The following is a 16,749-nucleotide window of genomic DNA, read 5'->3' as shown; positions in this document are numbered from 1 at the left end:
AAAACCCGCATTATTGCGGGTTTTTTTAATTGGATTACTGCTGAGTTTCGTATGAAGTTTATTTTTATAGTCAGTCTTTTTGCTATTGTTTTTCCAGTTTTGGCTAATGCTAATTATTACCATAATAAGCAAGCTGACATAGCAAAACTCGCTACAGATCCTTATTGGCTAACCTTATTACATAAGGAAAATCCTGAGGCGCGGAGTGAAATTATCGATCCCGATTTTTTTTTATCAGGCTCTGATGATTCTTATTCCGAACTCGTCGCTACATTGAACGCGTTAACTTCTCCTGTCGGTGTCGATGAGAACGAGCATGCACAGTGTCGGTTTATTGCACGTTCAAAATGGCTTCAACAACAGTTACCACAGTTGTCCACTTTGCTGCCCGAAGTGCAATGCACATTATTCAATAGTTGGAGCGATCAACAGCAAATTGAATCAGTTAGCGCAATTTTTGCCAGTGGTTACTTGGGTAATCCAGCGTCTTTTTATGGTCATATTCTATTAAAATTCAACAGTTCGGCTGAAAAGCGTGGGTTATTACAACAGCAAAATATCAATTTTGGCGCTGCTGTACCTAACAATGAAAACCCGTTGATTTATATTTTAAAAGGCTTAACGGGTGGCTATAACGCGGTTTTCTCTTACGGTGATTTCTATCGAAATACGCAAACCTATGGCGAAAGTGAACTGCGTGATCTTTGGGAATATAAGTTGGCACTTACTCCAAGTGAAGTGCAGCAATTGCTTTTTCATGCATGGGAGTTAATTGGTCGCGATTATGTTTATTATTTTTTGAAAGAAAATTGTGCTTTTCGTATGGCAGAGTTACTAGAGCTGGTTGTTAAACAATCGCTAATCAGTAAGGGACAGCCCTATGCAATGCCAATCAGTGTTTTTCATCGGTTAGCGGAAATTGAGCATCATGGCCAGCCATTAGTTGCAGAAATTATCCAACACCCTTCTCGACAAAAGCGCCTAGTTGAAGGATATAAACAAGCAACTAGAAATATTCAGCAGGCGGTTTCTGCCGTTATTGCTAATAATTACAATCTAGAGATAAGCGATTTTCAAAGTCTGGATAATGCAGATCAAAGCCAAGTGCTCGAAATTCTTTTCGATTATTTGGCGTTTTTAAAGATTTCAGATGATTCAATTCAGCTTATGCAGTACAAGAATAAATTGCTAAGAGCTCGTTTAGCTTTACCTAGTGGTAAACCTAAGCAACTGATACTTGATGATCGGCCGCCACACTTAAGTACTTACCCATCTTTATTTCAGATTTCTTGGGTTGATACAGCCTATAGCCCTGCTTTGGAGCTACGTTTTCGAGCAACCTATTATGATTTTTTAACGGCGAACCGAGATAAAGCGTTATTTTCAGCGTTATCGATGTTCGATATGCATCTTCGTTTGCAAGACAGTAGTTTACAGTTATATCGTTTTGATTTGCTTAATATTGAAAATATGAATCTATCACAAACTGGTTTGCCAGAAGATGGCGGCTTGGCTTGGAAGGTGAACTTTGGTTATGCACCTCAGGATTTAAGATGTAGGCATTGTGAAACCGTGCAACTGTCAGGTGGTTTGGGTAAGGCTTGGCAGCTAGAACATGGCGTTATTTATGCTATGCAAGACGGACGAGTGCATCAGAATCGCCAAGGCGTCGGTTTGTTATCAGCCGATAGCAGGATAGGTACAGTTTTTGATTTTAATTCCTATTGGCGCATGCAGTTAGAGTTAGGTTATCGCAGTTATTTTGATGCTGATGCAAAGAGTTTTTCTTGGTATCGGGTACAACAGAGATTTGGGAATAGTCGACATTGGGATATGCGAATGTCTATAGAGCAACTAAGGAGCACAGAACTGCGATTTGCCTTTAGTTATTACTGGTAGAGCGGCATGAATAAAATCTTTGTACCTTTTAATTTTTAAGATTACTTGCTTAAATTTATTATAAATTTTTATTTTTTGCGCAGAGGTTTTGTTTAGTTTACAACATTTTCATATGTTAGAAGAGTTCCAGCGAGGAAGACCCTTCGGTTGGTACTTCTATTTTTTGTTGCTTTTGTGTTAGGCGAGCCCGTCGCTGTTTTAATAACCCTAAAATTTGAGCGCGCTCACTGGCAGGTTTTTGATGCCAGTTAAAGCGTTCCTCGCGTGAGCGCAGGCAACCGAGACAATAACCGCGATTGTTGCTCTGGCATACCCCGATACACGGGTTGGCAATGTCAAAAAGCTCGAGTTGATCCATAAATGTTGTTGTTGCTGTGCAAAGTTGGTACAGAGTTTACTGCGATAGCTTTTACTGTAGTTTTTTCTAGCAACTTGTACAAATTTTAATTATTTTCACTTAAAAAGCGATTTTTAGAAAAAAGCGGTTGACTAGAGACTGATAGACGTCTATTAATAGAGCATCTTAATTTGAGTAATCAAATTTTATCCAATTAACCGTAAGAGTTAGTGAGTAACTATAAATGCGTTTAGCCTCTGTTCTAAACATTATTGTCCTCGTAGTCGTGGTGATTATTAATCTCCGCGGGGGCGGTGTATTGGAACGATAAAGCGCATTAAGTCGACTTCCAGCAAAACCCCCGCTCCGCAAGGACCGGGGGTTTTCTCGTTTTTAGGCTACTGAAAAACCAAGAACGAGTAGATAAATAGCAAAAAACACAACATAGGCAAGAGGTTACAAATGAATGGCGCAGAATTGGTATTAAAGGTATTACAGCAGCAAGGGGTAGACACCATCTTTGGTTACCCTGGCGGCGCTATTATGCCAATTTACGATGCCATCTATCACAGTACCGTCAAACACTATCTATGTCGGCATGAGCAAGGCGGTGCTTTCTCTGCTATCGGCTATGCCCGTGCCTCTGGCAAAGTTGGCGTATGTTTGGCAACCTCGGGCCCAGGCGCGACTAACCTGATTACTTCACTGGCTGATGCGTTATTAGACTCGGTGCCCTTAGTGGCGATTACCGGTCAGGTTTCACAGGCGGTGATGGGCAGCGATGCCTTTCAGGAAGTGGATGTATTGGGGCTAAGCTTAAGTGTGACCAAACACAGTTTTATGGTTAAGGATGTCTACGAACTGGCGAAAATTTTACAGGAAGCCTTCCGTTTAGCGAGAAGTGGTCGTCCAGGCCCAGTACTTGTTGATATCCCCAAAGACGTGCAATTAGCTGAGGTTGCTGCATTAGAGTGGACGGAATATCCGCTGCCCCGTTTAACTACATCGCTGGCAAATGCTGCCAAAGCCAGACAGTTGATCGCTGCGGCGAAAAAGCCTATCGCTTATATTGGCGGTGGCGTGCATATGGCCGGTGCCTTACCGCAATTACAGCAATTCTTAGCGGAAAGCCCCATGCCATCTGTTACGACTTTAAAAGGTAATGGTTCGGTGGCGCGGGCTAACCCACACTATTTAGGCATGTTGGGTATGCATGGTACACAAGCGGCTAATCTTGCAGTACAGCAGTGCGATTTATTGATTTGTTTAGGTGCTCGCTTTGATGACCGCGTGACCGGTAATTTAGCTAAATTTGCGCCACATGCCAAAGTGATTCATGTGGATATCGACCCAGCCGAGATCAACAAAGTTCGTTTTGCCGATTGTGCTCTTGTTGGCGATATGCAGCAAATCCTGCCGGCGATGGGTGCACCCACACAGTGTGATGAGTGGATAGCACATTGCTTGCAGTTAAAGCAGCAGCATGGCTGGCGCTACGATCATCCTGGTGAGCGTATTTTCGCGCCTTTAATGTTAAAGCAGTTAAGCGACCGCATGCCTGATAATAGCGTGGTGTGCTGTGATGTAGGCCAGCACCAAATGTGGGTTGCGCAACATATGCGTTTTAATAGCCCGCGTAATCATTTATCCAGCGGCGGTTTAGGCACCATGGGCTTTGGTTTGCCCGCCGCCATCGGTGCGAAGTTAGCCCGGCCACAAGATACCGTTATTGCCGTCAGTGGCGATGGCTCCTTTATGATGAATGTGCAGGAGCTGGGGACCATTAAACGTTTTCGCTTACCGGTAAAAATTGTGATTGTGGATAACCAGCGTTTAGGCATGGTGAAGCAATGGCAACAGCTATTTTTTAATGAACGCTACAGTGAAACCGATTTATCGGATAACCCAGATTTTGTGGCATTAGCTGCTGCTTTTGCTATACCCGGCCACACCATAACCCGCAAAGATGAAGTAGAAAGTGCCTTGGATGCTATGTTTACCTGGCCAGGTCCTTACTTACTGCATGTAAGAATTGATGAAAAAGACAACGTCTGGCCATTAGTACCGCCAGGTGCCGCGAATGAAGATATGTTGACGGAGACTAACTAATGCAGCATACCCTAACCATCACCACCAGTAACGAAGCCAGCGTAGTTGAACGTTTATTACAGGTTACCCGCTATCGTGGTTACCAGCTTGCCGGCTTAGAGTTAACGCCGTTAACCGATCGCGCCGGCATGCAAATTACGCTGAAAGTACACAGTGACAAACCGATTAGTTTGCTCACCAATCAATTAGTGAAACTTTATGATGTGCAGCAGTTGCAGTTAGCCACTGCGGATGTCGCGGTGTTAAGCGCCTAACAAATTTTATAATAGTAAACAGGACCAATATCATGCCTAAGTTAAGATCCGCAACCGTTACCGAAGGCCGCAATATGGCCGGTGCTAGAGCCCTGTGGCGCGCTACGGGCGTAAAAGATACCGATTTCGGTAAGCCAATCGTCGCTGTCGTAAACTCTTTTGTGGAGTTTGTACCGGGCCATGTGCATTTAAGGGATCTCGGTAAGCTCGTCGCAGGTAGTATTGTCGAAGCCGGTGGTATCGCCAAAGAATTTAATACCATAGCGGTGGATGATGGTATTGCGATGGGGCATGGAGGCATGTTGTATAGCCTGCCATCACGCGAGGTTATTGCTGATTCTGTGGAATATATGATTAATGCGCATTGTGCTGATGCCATGGTCTGTATCTCGAATTGCGACAAAATTACTCCAGGCATGTTAATGGCTGCAATGCGCTTAAACATTCCTGTGATCTTTGTTTCTGGTGGGCCGATGGAAGCCGGTAAAACCAAACTGTCCGACCAAATTATTAAGCTTGATTTAGTCGATGCCATGGTATCCGCAGCTGATCCTAAAGTGAGTGACGAGCAAAGTGAACAGATCGAAAAAAGTGCCTGCCCGACCTGTGGTAGCTGTTCGGGCATGTTCACTGCCAACTCCATGAACTGTTTGGTGGAAGCCCTAGGCTTAGGGCAACCGGGCAATGGCTCTTTATTGGCCACCCATGCCGATCGTAAAGAGCTGTTTGTGCAAGCGGGTTTCCGGATTATGGAGCTGTGTAACCGTTGGTACAAAGACAACGATGCCAGTGCTTTACCGAGAAATATTGGCAATAAAATCGCCTTTGAAAACGCCATGATGCTAGATATTGCTATGGGTGGCTCAACCAACACCGTACTGCATTTATTGGCGGCAGCGATTGAAGCGGAAGTCGACTTTACGATGGCGGATATTGATCGCTTATCGCGCATTGTGCCGCATTTAAGTAAGGTCGCGCCTTCTACCCAAAAATACCATATGGAAGATGTGCATCGTGCCGGTGGCGTAATCGGTATTTTGGCCGAGCTTAACCGTGCCGGTTTGTTAAACCCGAATACTCCTCACGTTGCGGGTAAATCGCTGGCAGAAGTGTTGGAAAAATGGGATATCAAAACCACTACCGATGAGAAAGTACGGCAGTTTTATATGGCTGGGCCAGCAGGGATCCGCACGACCCAAGCCTTTTCACAAAATTGTCGTTATCCCTCTTTAGATGACGATCGGGCTGAAGGTTGTATCCGTGATAAAGCCAATGCTTACTCGCAAGATGGCGGCCTAGCGGTGTTATTCGGTAACTTAGCGCCAAATGGCTGTATCGTCAAAACGGCAGGTGTAGAACCAGAAAATTTGGTGTTTAGCGGTCGTGCGCGTATTTTTGAAAGTCAGGATGATGCGGTATCGGCTATTTTAGGTGGTCAGGTGGTAGCGGGCGACGCGGTCATCATCCGTTACGAAGGTCCGAAAGGTGGCCCAGGCATGCAAGAAATGCTGTATCCCACCAGTTACTTAAAATCGATGGGCTTAGGCAAAGCCTGTGCTTTGATTACCGATGGCCGCTTCTCCGGTGGCACTTCTGGCCTGTCGATTGGTCACGTTTCCCCAGAAGCCGCCAGTGGTGGCACTATCGCCTTAATTGCCGAAGGCGATCGGATTGAGATTGATATTCCAAATCGCAAAATTGCCGTGGCAGTTAGCGATGAAGAGCTGGCTGTGCGTCGTGCAGCGATGCAAGCGAAAGGCACCAAAGCCTGGAAGCCTGAGAACCGGCAGCGGGTGGTGAGTACGGCGTTAAAGGCCTATGCGCTGCTGGCGAGTAGTGCGGATAAAGGTGCGGTAAGAGATGTGTCGAAGCTTGAAAGCTGAACCATCAGATGAGGCTGGTGTTGGCTCTGACAGGTAACAACACGCGGGGACGCCGTGAATATGTCCCTATAGTCTCCTGTCCGGCATCCATGCCGGACACGCCCCGCTTAGCTGTTACCTGTCGTCGCTTGAGACTTCAGTGTATCCGATGGCACAAGCAACAAGATGAATGAAGTAGTGGAGTAATAATGAATAACCTGGCAATAGCACAAACAGCACAAAGCGATACTGAGGTCATGCAGCAGTATCTGCGGGAAATTTTGCTGTCGCCGGTGTATCAGGCCGCGGTGGAAACGCCGCTGGATGAGATGCTAAAGCTGAGCAAGCGGCTGGGACATCAGGTACTGTTAAAGCGCGAAGATAAGCAACCGGTCTATTCATTTAAACTGCGCGGTGCTTTTCATAAGCTGCATAAAGTGAAATTACAAAGCCCAAATGCCAGCGTGGTATGTGCGTCGGCGGGTAATCATGCGCAGGGTGTGGCGCTGTCGGCCAGTAAACTCGGTTTACATGCCACTATTGTTATGCCGATAACCACACCAGAGATCAAAGTTGCCGCGGTGCGGGCTTTGGGGGGCAATGTGGTGTTGCATGGTACAGCTTTTGATGAAGCTAACAGTTTCGCCATTAATAAAGCAAAAACCGAAGGTGCGATTTATATTCCGCCTTTTGATGATGCCGATGTGATTGCTGGGCAAGGTACGGTGGCGAAAGAGCTATTAAGCCAACATAATCAGCTCGATGCGGTGTTTATTCCGGTCGGCGGCGGTGGTTTAATGGCTGGCATGGCGGTGTACATTAAAGCCATTCAACCGCATGTTAAAGTCATTGGCGTTGAGCCAGAAGATGCTGCCTGCTTAAAAGCGGCCATGGCCGCCGGTGAGCCGGTCACGTTGGAGCGGGTGGGGCTATTTGCCGATGGCGTGGCGGTAAAGCGGATCGGTACAGAGAATTTTAACTTAGCGAAACGTTTTTGCGATGAAGTGGTGACCGTCAGCAGTGATGAAATCTGTGCTGCTATCAAAGATATTTTTGATGATCTACGCGCGGTTGCCGAGCCGGCAGGTGCCTTAGCCTTGGCAGGGTTAAAAAAATATAGCCAGCGTCTAAACAACAGTACTTTACCTAAGCCGCAGCAGTATGCTGCTGTGTTAAGTGGCGCGAATTTAAACTTTGATACGCTGCGTTATGTGTCGGAGCGCTGCGAGTTGGGTGAGAAAAAAGAAGCGGTTTTTGCAGTAACGATTCCTGAAGAAAAAGGCAGTTTCCGGCGGTTCTGCCAGACATTAGGTGGCCGAGCTATTACTGAGTTTAACTACCGCTATGCTAGCGATCGTAAAGCCCATATTTTTGTCGGAATTAAACTGCGGCATGGTCAGCAAGAGCTCGATACCGTGACTAAGCTGTTAAGTGATGCTGGTTATGCTTATCAAGATTTGTCGGATGACGAACTTGCCAAACTGCATGTACGACATATGGTCGGCGGTATGCCACCGCGTGAATTACAAGAGCAAGTGTACCAGTTTAATTTTCCAGAATACCCTGGGGCTTTAATGAATTTTTTAAACACCTTAGGCGAACACTGGAATATTACCTTGTTTCACTATCGTAACCACGGTGCTGCCACTGGCGATGTACTGGCAGGCTTTGAGGTTGCTAACCATCATGATATTGCAACTTACTTGGATAGGTTAGGCTATCAGTACCAGCAAGTCAGCCATAACCGCAGCTACCAGACGTTTTTAACTGCGGGTTAGTCTGTTGTCTGCCGCATCTGCTTGATTAAGCTTGGCGGTGCGGCTGCGGCTGCGGCTTTGATGGTTGGCTAGGAACTTATGTCACTTGCGGCAGTCTTAGTTTGTAGTTAGTCTTTGTAGGTTTTTTACACAGGAGAAGATAGATGAGTAAACAAGCGGCAACCGAGCATGGCCGCGGGGAAATTCGCGATAATGCATTAAAAGCTTTAGTCACCAGCAAGTTGTTTCAACCGCGAGTGGTAAAAGCGAAAAAGGGCAAAGGCTCCTACAACCGCAAAGGGCGTAATTCAAAAGATTACGCCCTTGTTGTTTTAAGTGGCGCTGACAGCAAATGGTTGCCATAGCGTTATTTTTTAGCAGATTTCCCGCCTACTACTTGCTGTCTTGCCAGCGCATTTTTAAAAAAACGTTAAGTTCGCCCTTAAAAAACCATAAATGGCTTGTGACAATAGTTACAAAAATACTATATTGCGATCCTATCGCTTAACATTACAAGGGATCTGCAATGAAAAAATGGGTTTTAGCAATTTTATTAAGTTGTAACGCGGCACAGGCAGATATGCTGGAAGCGCTGAAAGCTTATGAAAATAAAGATTACTTACAAGCGCAGCAGCATTTTAGTAATTTATTACCCTTGGGAAATGAAATTGCCGCTTTTAATCTAGGCGCAATGGCCTTCCAAGGTGAGGGGCAGGAAAAAGATCTCAGTGAGGCAATAGCTTATTTTATGTTAGCTATTGAACTCAAACACCCGCAAGCCAAAGCATTATTACCTAAGTTGGTTGATTCCGCTTCGGCGCAACAATTAGAGCTGGCTTATCAACGTTTTGAAGCGTTAAAGCAACAGGTGGTGATTAGCGGCTCGGACTTACAGCAATCTTATGACCTCAATATGCCTGAACCCATCAAGCGTGTTCCGCCTGAATACCCACTCAGCGCAGCTAAAAAAGGTCAGTTTGGTTACGTTGCTTTACGGTTTTTAGTGGATGAAGACGGCAAGGTTACGGCCATCGATACCATAGATGCTTATCCTAAAAATGTGTTTGAGCGTTCTGCAGTGAGAGCGGTAAAAAATTGGCGCTATGAGCCAAGTGAGCAGAAGCATCTAATGCAAGTACGATTAGACTATTCTTTGGAGGGCGGTGTTAAGGTTACTGCTGTTGAAGATGCCGTGACTAAACTTAATTTGTGGCCCTATGCCGTGGCCGGCTCGCCGCAACATCAGTTAGCTCTTGGCATGCTGTTGTCTTTAGTGGAAATACAAAGTGGTAATAGCTATCGGTTTAATGGCGAATTACCTGTCAGTGATGATGCAGATTTTTCTATTTTTGAAAGTCGCGCAAAGATAAAAGCCGATTTTGACGATTTCTGGGGTGTTGCTGAAGTAACAGTGGCGAAAGACGGCACTATCCTTGAGCAAATTAAGGGGGATTTTGATGCGCGCAGTGTTACTAAAAATTTAGTGGGCTTAAAGCTAAGTGGTAAAATTGAAGCAGATAAATATCGATTAGTTCGGCGCAGCGACTCGAATAACAAACGCATTTATGTCTCGCCATTAATAGAAACCTCTTTTGCGATGTCTGGTCGTTATTGGTGGGAGCAAGCTGCTAAAAATGGCAGTCTTGAAGCGCAACGCATTATGGCTGCCTATGATAAAGAATGGGAACATTACTTACTTAGTCAGCAAGATGCCCAAGTGTTAGCCTGGACTGGCACTCGATTGATACTGGAGGGGCAGCGTGAGCGTGGTTTACAGTTATTAGAACAAGCGATCGCAAAAAACTATAAACCGGCAGCAGAGATGAAGCAGCAATTTATGTAGTTTATAGCCTTGCTTGCACAACTTTTTCTGACAACGTTACTCTCTTAAATAACACCGCGATAGTCAATTTTTAGTTATCGCGGTGGCTTTCCGCAGCAAAGTATTTTTGTTGTAACTGTTGCTGCTGTCCACTGTCTAGCAATGTTTGCCAAGCTGTTGCAAGTTTTTCCTGACTGAATTGATGTACGCTTTGTTTACTAAAAGCAAAAAATACTGGGTTTTCATAAAGTGTAAATAAAGCCTTATGTCGTTCGGGATCTAAAGTATTGTTAAGGTAAAGCTGTTGCAGATTAAGTTGATCCTCTAGCATATATTGCACCCGCCCACTTAAAAACAACGCGAGTTTTTGCTGATTAATAGTGACAAAAATAAGCCGCTCGCGAAAACCGTTTTGTGTCTGAAGCGCTTCCTCAAAGGCTTTACCATAATAAATGCCCTGCATAACGGCGATCAGATTGTGGCCATTTACTAAATCGGCCAATGCGGTTTTCAATGGTGCTGGTCTTAGATTGGTTACCAGCATGACCTGTTCTTGTTGATGCGGCCCAATAAAATAGGCAAACTCTGCGCGTTGTTCGTTGTAAGACACATTGCTCATCGCGTCTAATTCCCCTGCTGCCAGCAACTGCATAGAGCGGCCCCACGGTGTTTCTAAAAACTGGCTGGTACAGCCCAGTTCGGTTGCGAGTGCTTGAAAAAGCTCAATGTTATAGCCTGTCCAGTTACCGTCGGCATCTTTGATAAAACGGGGCGGGAAATGTTGTGCCTGCATAGTGAGCTCGCAGGCATTAAGCAAAGTGCTAAAACCAAGCAGCCAACAGGCGGTAAGTAAGTATTTCGGCAAGTTAGTCACCCAATATTTTGTGTGTTCTCAGTTAGGTTTAACTGATGCTGTGCTAACCATGAATTAAGCTTAGCTGCCTGCTGAGTACCAATAAGCAAAGTATGTCCAGTTTTAAATTTCACTCGTAAGCCTTGGTTGCCAATGACATTATAGCAGCGGTAGCTTTTATTGCCTCTGATACCCCAGCCACCAAAATCTGCAATGGGTGAATAGGCGACAACGTTTACAGATTGAATATCTTGCCATTTATGGATTCGCCAAGTTCTAAAAAAAGGTAAAAAGCGTACCTTTAACGTTTCATAGTTAAGATGGAGTTGTAAACTTGAAAAATGCAGAGTTGCTAATAAGGATAGCATTAGCAAACTCAACAAAAGCAGTAACAGATCAGGCGCGGGTTTGTTGCCAAAGGGTTGTTGTGTAATAAATTGTTGCCAACAGCCAAACACTAATAACAAGCAAATGGCGAAGCAAAGCCAGTAACCCCATGTATAACGGAAGCTTTGCTGCTCTTGATATGATTGGTTCAGCATCAATAACCCCTAACAAAAGCAATATGTTAAAATACCTTATCAAAGAATAAGCTAAAGGTTAAATGATGATTTGGCAAGTGATTGTCGCTTCTGCAAATCCGGCAAAAATCCGGGCGGTAGAACAATGTTTTCAGGTTAACTTCCCCGAGCAAGCTATCAGGGTCAGCGGCATCAGCGTTCCCTCTGGCGTAGCGGATCAACCTCTGACTAGCGAAGAAACCTATGCTGGCGCAAAGAATCGGTTAATGGCATTAAAGCAGCAAGCTAGCGCAGATTTTTATGTCGCCATTGAAGCGGGTTTAGATGGTGATATGACCTTTGCTTGGATGCTGATTGAACATCAAGCTCAGTTGGGGAAGGCGCGTTCGGCCAGTTTAATGTTACCCAAGGCTGCACTGCAAGCCTTAGAGCAAGGGCAGGAGCTGGGAGATGTGATGGATGAGTTATTTGGCACCCAAAATATTAAACAAGCGGGAGGTGCGATAGGCTTGTTAACCCATAACCGTCTTAGTCGCAGCGGTGTGTATCAACAAGCGTTGACGCTGGCATTGATCCCATTCTTAAACCCTGAGTGGTTTTAACACTGGCGTGACGAAATCAGCAGACGCAAACGAGATGCTCGCTTGTGCCTGCTTGGTTGCGGGTAGTCGTGACGTTAACAACGATGCCTTCACCCTATCAAGCTCAGCCTAAGGCTTAAACCGCTGTGTGTAAGCTTACTGCAATATTACCGCGCGTGGCATTCGAATATGGGCAGACCTGATGCGCAGCAGCAACCAGTTGTTCTGCTTGCTCTGCGGGTAAACCCGGTAGATTAACAAATAAATCCACATCTAACCCAAAGCCACCTTCGATTTTACCAATACCGACTTCGGCACGAATGGTCGTATCGGCAGGGAGACTTTGCTTACTTTGACCCGCCACAAATTTTAATGCGCCAATAAAGCAGGCGGCATAACCGGCAGCGAAAAGTTGCTCTGGGTTAGTGGCATCGCCTTTACCACCTAGTGCTTTAGGCGCTGCCAGTTTAGTGTGTAGTAGACCATCATCTGATTGCGCTTGCCCATCACGACCACCTGTCGCGGTCACTACAGCTTTGTACAGTATATCCATCTTGACACCCCTTTAAGGTTAACGTTAATTACCCGAGCATATTATCCGTAATTAATCTTGCGTGCAAGATTATTATGCGAAAGATTATTGTGCGTCAATTGCATGCTTTCGTTATAATGTGTCAGCATTTTTTTACTCACCTTGGGAACTCTTGCTGATGACAGCTAAAACCTTGCCGTTACCACAACAGGTTTGTTTTGCGCTTTATAGCGCTAATAATGCCATGATGCGCTTATATCGTCCTTTGTTACAGCCATTTGATCTAACTTATCCACAGTACGTGGTGCTGCTGGCGCTCTGGCAGCAAGATAATATCAGTCTGGGGCAGCTTGGTGCGGTTACGTTGTTTGATTCTGGTACCTTAACGCCGTTAGTAAAGAAGTTGGAGCAAAAGGGCTGGCTAAAGCGAGTTAGCGATAACACTGATGAACGTGTTAAAAAGGTATTATTAACAGCGGAAGGTAAGCATTTAGAAGCTGAAGTCGCTAGCGTTATGCCTGCTTTGCGCTGTCAGGTGGCAATGCCAGATACTCAGCTGCTAGCGTTACGTGAACAAGCGCAGCAGTTGCTGCAGCAGTTACAGCAACTGGAGGCGTGTCGCTAGGTGTTAGCTGATCACATTCAGATATATTTTGTTACATCTGTAAGGTTTTCAATAACAGCCCTAACTGGTTTAATCGAAAGGTTAATTTTTAGCTTAGGAGCTTGTTTTGAAATATTCTGCCCTTTCCTTGGCCTTGCTGGTTGCACTGGGTATAGCCGGTTGCACTGGCCAGCCACAAACAACTTTGCCCGCTGGTATTAAGCTAGTTACGACCAAATCCCAACAAGATAATGAAATTAGTCTGCCATATAAAAAATACCAACTCGACAATGGCCTAACAGTAATTATCCATGAAGATCACTCAGATCCTTTAGTGCATGTTGATGTGACCTATCATGTCGGCTCAGCACGCGAAGAGCTCGGTAAATCCGGTTTTGCGCATTTTTTTGAACATATGATGTTTCAAGGCTCAGACAATGTCGGCCCTGAAATGCATTTTAAATATGTTACTGAAGCCGGTGGTACTTTAAACGGCACCACTAATAGCGATAGAACTAACTATTTCCAAACGGTGCCCGTTAATCAGTTAGAGAAAATGCTGTGGTTAGAATCGGATCGGATGGGCTATTTCCTAGATTCGGTAACACAGGAAAAGTTTGATATTCAGTTATCTACTGTTAAGAACGAACGTGGGCAGCGTGTGGATAACCAGCCTTATGGTCGGTATTGGGAGCAGCTGGCGCAAGCATTGTATCCTTATGGCCATCCGTATTCCTGGCCAGTAATTGGTCATATGGATGATTTAAACCGCGCTACCATGCCTGATCTGAAACAGTTTTTCTTACGTTGGTACGGCCCCAATAATGCGACTTTAACTATTGGCGGTGCGGTAAAAGCGGAAGAAGTATTACCCATGGTGCAAAAGTACTTCGGCACCATTCCGGCAGGGCCAGCGGTTGAAAAAATGGCGAAAGCTCCGGCACAGCTGACAGCTGATCGATATGTTTCGATGGAAGACAATGTGCATTTGCCGCTGGTAAGTATGACTTTCCCAACGGTTTATGCTGGTCATGCCGATGAAGCAGCGTTAAATATTCTGGCGGATATCTTGGGTAATGGTAATAACTCTTTGCTTTACCAAAGCTTGGTGCGGCCGCAGATTGCGGTAAATGCCTCTGCTGGGCATCGCTGTATGGAGCTGGCTTGTACTTTTAGTATGAGTGCGCTGCCACATCCTGCCTCTGGTAAAAATTTAGCCGAGATTGAACAATTGTTACGGCAAAACTTACAGCAAGTGGCGGAACGCGGGGTAAAACCAGAAGATATCGCGCGTGCTAAGGCGCGTATTGAAGCCCGAAGTATCTTTGGTTTACAAAGTGTCGCCGGTAAGGTCAGCCAGTTAGCTTATAACGAAACCTTCTTTGGAGAGCCTGATCGTATCGCCACCGTGTTAGCTGCCTTTGATGCGGTAACGGCTGAAGATGTGATGCGGGTTTATCAGCAGTATGTCCTGAATAAACCTGCTGTGATCAACAGTGTGGTGCCACGTGGTAAGCGTGACTTGATTGCGGCAGCAGATAATTTCACGCCTCAACAGTTTGATCCAGCTACTGCGAGCGAGTCAGAGCCATTACCTATGCGCTATGCTGCGCAAACTTTTGATCGTACTGTTGTTCCTACCGCGGGTGCTAATCCGGCTATTTTATTACCCGATACTTGGACCACTCAGCTTGCTAACGGCGTACAGGTTTTAGCCTCCATTAGTGATGAAACCCCAACCACGGCTATTTTACTGCGCATCCCAGCGGGCAGCTTTCATAACTCGGTGGATCAAGTCGGTTTAGCTGCGATGATGGCGTCTTTGCTGAATGAAAGTACAGAAAATTACAGTACCGAGCAAATGAGTATGGCGCTCGAGCTATTGGGTAGTTCTGTATCTTTTAGTGTTTCAGACAATGAACTAAATGTGTTTATTAGCAGCTTAAGCCGTAACTTGCCGCAAACTTTGGAATTAGTACAAGAAAAACTGTTACGTCCGGCTTTTAAAGCAGAAGATTTTAATCGCCTTAAGCAGCAACGTTTGCAGTCCTTAGCGCAAGCACAAAAAAATGCGGGCTTTTTGGCGGATCAGGCGGTGCGTAATCTGATGTTTGGTGACACTATCGCCGGTCAACCGGGCATGGGTACTGAGCAAAGTTTACAGGCCATGACCTTAGAGCAGGTGCAGGCGTTTTATCAAGCTTATGTGAAACCAGAAGGTGCGCAATTAGTGGCCGTGTCTGACTTACCCCAATCGCAATTGCAGCCGTTATTAGCGCAATTGGCGCCGCAGTGGCAGGGGAAGGCGCCTGCACTTAAACTGGATTTACCGGCACCTAAGGTACAAGCCGGTGCTATCTATCTGGTGCATAAAGATCAATCTCCACAGTCAGAAATTCGCATTGTGCGCCGCGCTATACCTCGCGATCTAACGGGCGACTTTTACCGTGCCGGTTTAATGAATTTCGCGCTGGGTGGTAATTTTAACAGCCGCATTAACCTTAATCTGCGCGAAGATAAAGGTTATACCTATGGCGCGCGCAGTGGTTTTGGCGGTGATCAGCACGTTGGGCTTTTTACGGCCAGTGCGGCGGTTCGAGCTGATGTGACCCGCGAGTCCATCGAGGAGTTCTTAAAAGAGCTTAATAATTATCAGCAAAACGGTATGACTACAGATGAGCTGAATTTTATGCGCAGCGCGGTAAATCAGTCTGAAGCCTTGCGTTATGAAACACCCAATGCCAAGTTAGGCTTTATGGCGCAAATGCTGGAATTTAAGGTAGGGCCGGAATTTACCCGTGAGCGTAATCAAATTTTACAGCAAGCTTCGCTGCAGCAACTGAATGCCTTGGCTAGCCAGTATTTGTCACCAGCAGAGATGGTAATTGTGGTCGTGGGTGAGGCCGACAAGCTTAAACCGGAGCTAGCCAAGCTAAACTTGCCGATTATTGATCTCGCCTTGTAATGCAAGGTGCTAATGTAATGCGCTAGGTAAGGTTATCTCTCCTTACCCTTTTGTTAACCCCAAACGTTGTCAGGTTTGGGGTTTTCTTTCTGGTTCTCGCAGGTGTCAATTTTTAAACTATAGGTACTTTAGATAAAACGCTGTACATAAGAGCAGGAGGCGCTGATCTGATAGCCTTGAGCATTGGCCCAGGCCAACCCATGTTTTACCAACTCAGCGGCCAAGCCTTTGCCTCGGAATTCCGGTGGCACAAAGGTATGGTTAAAGTCGATCTGCTTTCCTTGCAACTGATAGGTCAACAAGGCGCTAGCGCCATCTTGGGATAATACAAAACGTTGTGTAGCGGCTTGATGCTCAATCACGGCGCTACTCATACTGCTTCATCCAACCAAGGCGTCGCTGGCAGTAAAGCCAGATGCGCGATATAGCGCTCTAAATTAAAGCTTTGCTGTTGCTCAACCACTGCAAACATTTCTGGTGCCAGCGCGCACGCCATCAGCTCTAATGCCGCTTCGCGGCTATGCCCGGTCATGCGCAAGCGCATCAAGGTTGCCGTCACTTCTTTTGGATAATTATCGGCAAGCTGATTTTCTAATACTTCAATCAGCGTGTCCTGATCGGTTAACTCATTTTCTTGCATGATTTAGGCCTCG

16 protein-coding genes are annotated in these 16,749 nt (G+C 45.7%); 10 read left to right on the top strand and 6 right to left on the bottom strand.

What is annotated here, in order from left to right; all coding sequences use genetic code 11:
• Positions 1 to 51 precede the first annotated feature (51 nt).
• Complete coding sequence (locus tag ACO1PK_RS06215; RefSeq protein WP_423187806.1) at positions 52 to 1,899, top strand: DUF4105 domain-containing protein; 1,848 nt, start codon at positions 52 to 54, stop codon at positions 1,897 to 1,899.
• Between the two features lie 115 nt (positions 1,900 to 2,014).
• On the opposite strand, the gene ACO1PK_RS06210 is transcribed toward ACO1PK_RS06215, so the two are convergent.
• Positions 2,015 to 2,257, bottom strand: coding sequence for a DUF1289 domain-containing protein (locus tag ACO1PK_RS06210; protein ID WP_423187805.1), 243 nt, complete (start codon positions 2,255 to 2,257; stop codon positions 2,015 to 2,017).
• A gap of 441 nt (positions 2,258 to 2,698) precedes the next feature.
• On the opposite strand from ACO1PK_RS06210, the gene ilvG reads away from it, so the two are divergent.
• From ilvG to ACO1PK_RS06180, 6 genes are all read left to right on the top strand, one after another.
• A complete protein-coding gene (ilvG, locus tag ACO1PK_RS06205) occupies positions 2,699 to 4,345 on the top strand; it encodes an acetolactate synthase 2 catalytic subunit (RefSeq protein ID WP_423187804.1) in 1,647 nt (548 codons plus the stop codon).
• The gene (gene ilvM / locus ACO1PK_RS06200; protein WP_423187803.1) at positions 4,345 to 4,599 is read left to right on the top strand and encodes an acetolactate synthase 2 small subunit; all 255 of its coding nucleotides are present in this window, start codon (positions 4,345 to 4,347) and stop codon (positions 4,597 to 4,599) included. The genes ilvG and ilvM overlap by 1 nt, the downstream gene beginning before the upstream one ends.
• Before the next feature lie 32 nt (positions 4,600 to 4,631).
• Complete coding sequence (gene ilvD, locus ACO1PK_RS06195) at positions 4,632 to 6,482, top strand: dihydroxy-acid dehydratase (protein ID WP_423187802.1); 1,851 nt, start codon at positions 4,632 to 4,634, stop codon at positions 6,480 to 6,482.
• Between the two features lie 188 nt (positions 6,483 to 6,670).
• Positions 6,671 to 8,239: a threonine ammonia-lyase, biosynthetic gene (ilvA, locus tag ACO1PK_RS06190; protein ID WP_423187801.1), complete on the top strand. Its 1,569-nt coding sequence runs from the start codon at positions 6,671 to 6,673 to the stop codon at positions 8,237 to 8,239.
• Positions 8,240 to 8,382: 143 nt separating this feature from the next.
• Entirely contained in the window at positions 8,383 to 8,583 is a 201-nt protein-coding gene (locus ACO1PK_RS06185; RefSeq protein ID WP_423187800.1) for a ribosome alternative rescue factor ArfA, read from the top strand.
• 161 nt (positions 8,584 to 8,744) lie between these two features.
• A complete protein-coding gene (locus ACO1PK_RS06180) occupies positions 8,745 to 10,061 on the top strand; it encodes a TonB family protein (RefSeq protein WP_423187799.1) in 1,317 nt (438 codons plus the stop codon).
• A gap of 70 nt (positions 10,062 to 10,131) precedes the next feature.
• Here the strand turns inward: ACO1PK_RS06180 and ACO1PK_RS06175 are convergent, their stop codons facing one another.
• Together ACO1PK_RS06175 and ACO1PK_RS06170 are read right to left on the bottom strand one after the other, a co-directional pair.
• Positions 10,132 to 10,905 carry a substrate-binding periplasmic protein gene (locus ACO1PK_RS06175; RefSeq protein WP_423187798.1) on the bottom strand — a complete coding sequence of 258 codons (774 nt, stop codon included), beginning with the start codon at positions 10,903 to 10,905 and terminating at the stop codon, positions 10,132 to 10,134.
• Positions 10,906 to 10,910: 5 nt separating this feature from the next.
• On the bottom strand, positions 10,911 to 11,435 hold the full coding sequence (locus ACO1PK_RS06170; RefSeq protein WP_423187797.1) for a hypothetical protein: 525 nt from the start codon (positions 11,433 to 11,435) through the stop codon (positions 10,911 to 10,913).
• Between the two features lie 65 nt (positions 11,436 to 11,500).
• Between ACO1PK_RS06170 and yjjX the strand changes: the two genes are divergently transcribed.
• On the top strand, positions 11,501 to 12,016 hold the full coding sequence (yjjX, locus tag ACO1PK_RS06165) for an inosine/xanthosine triphosphatase (protein WP_423188173.1): 516 nt from the start codon (positions 11,501 to 11,503) through the stop codon (positions 12,014 to 12,016).
• 115 nt (positions 12,017 to 12,131) lie between these two features.
• On the opposite strand, the gene ACO1PK_RS06160 is transcribed toward yjjX, so the two are convergent.
• Entirely contained in the window at positions 12,132 to 12,548 is a 417-nt protein-coding gene (locus tag ACO1PK_RS06160) for an organic hydroperoxide resistance protein (RefSeq protein ID WP_423187796.1), read from the bottom strand.
• Between the two features lie 157 nt (positions 12,549 to 12,705).
• Between ACO1PK_RS06160 and ACO1PK_RS06155 the strand changes: the two genes are divergently transcribed.
• The gene (locus ACO1PK_RS06155; protein WP_423187795.1) at positions 12,706 to 13,152 is read left to right on the top strand and encodes a MarR family winged helix-turn-helix transcriptional regulator; all 447 of its coding nucleotides are present in this window, start codon (positions 12,706 to 12,708) and stop codon (positions 13,150 to 13,152) included.
• 106 nt (positions 13,153 to 13,258) lie between these two features.
• Entirely contained in the window at positions 13,259 to 16,096 is a 2,838-nt protein-coding gene (locus ACO1PK_RS06150; protein WP_423187794.1) for a M16 family metallopeptidase, read from the top strand.
• Between the two features lie 128 nt (positions 16,097 to 16,224).
• Here ACO1PK_RS06150 and ACO1PK_RS06145 read toward each other — a convergent pair whose 3' ends face one another.
• Both ACO1PK_RS06145 and ACO1PK_RS06140 read right to left on the bottom strand, forming a co-directional pair.
• Complete coding sequence (locus tag ACO1PK_RS06145; protein ID WP_423187793.1) at positions 16,225 to 16,470, bottom strand: GNAT family N-acetyltransferase; 246 nt, start codon at positions 16,468 to 16,470, stop codon at positions 16,225 to 16,227.
• Positions 16,467 to 16,736 (bottom strand): hypothetical protein, encoded by a 270-nt coding sequence (locus ACO1PK_RS06140; RefSeq protein WP_423187792.1) that lies wholly within the window; start codon positions 16,734 to 16,736, stop codon positions 16,467 to 16,469. The genes ACO1PK_RS06145 and ACO1PK_RS06140 overlap by 4 nt, the downstream gene beginning before the upstream one ends.
• Between the last annotated feature and the right edge of the window lie 13 nt (positions 16,737 to 16,749).

The organism is Alishewanella sp. d11 (assembly GCF_049390205.1).
Lineage (GTDB): Bacteria > Pseudomonadota > Gammaproteobacteria > Enterobacterales > Alteromonadaceae > Alishewanella.
The sequence above is the reverse complement of the archived record's forward strand: the minus strand, read 5'-3'. Positions and strand labels throughout refer to the sequence as shown.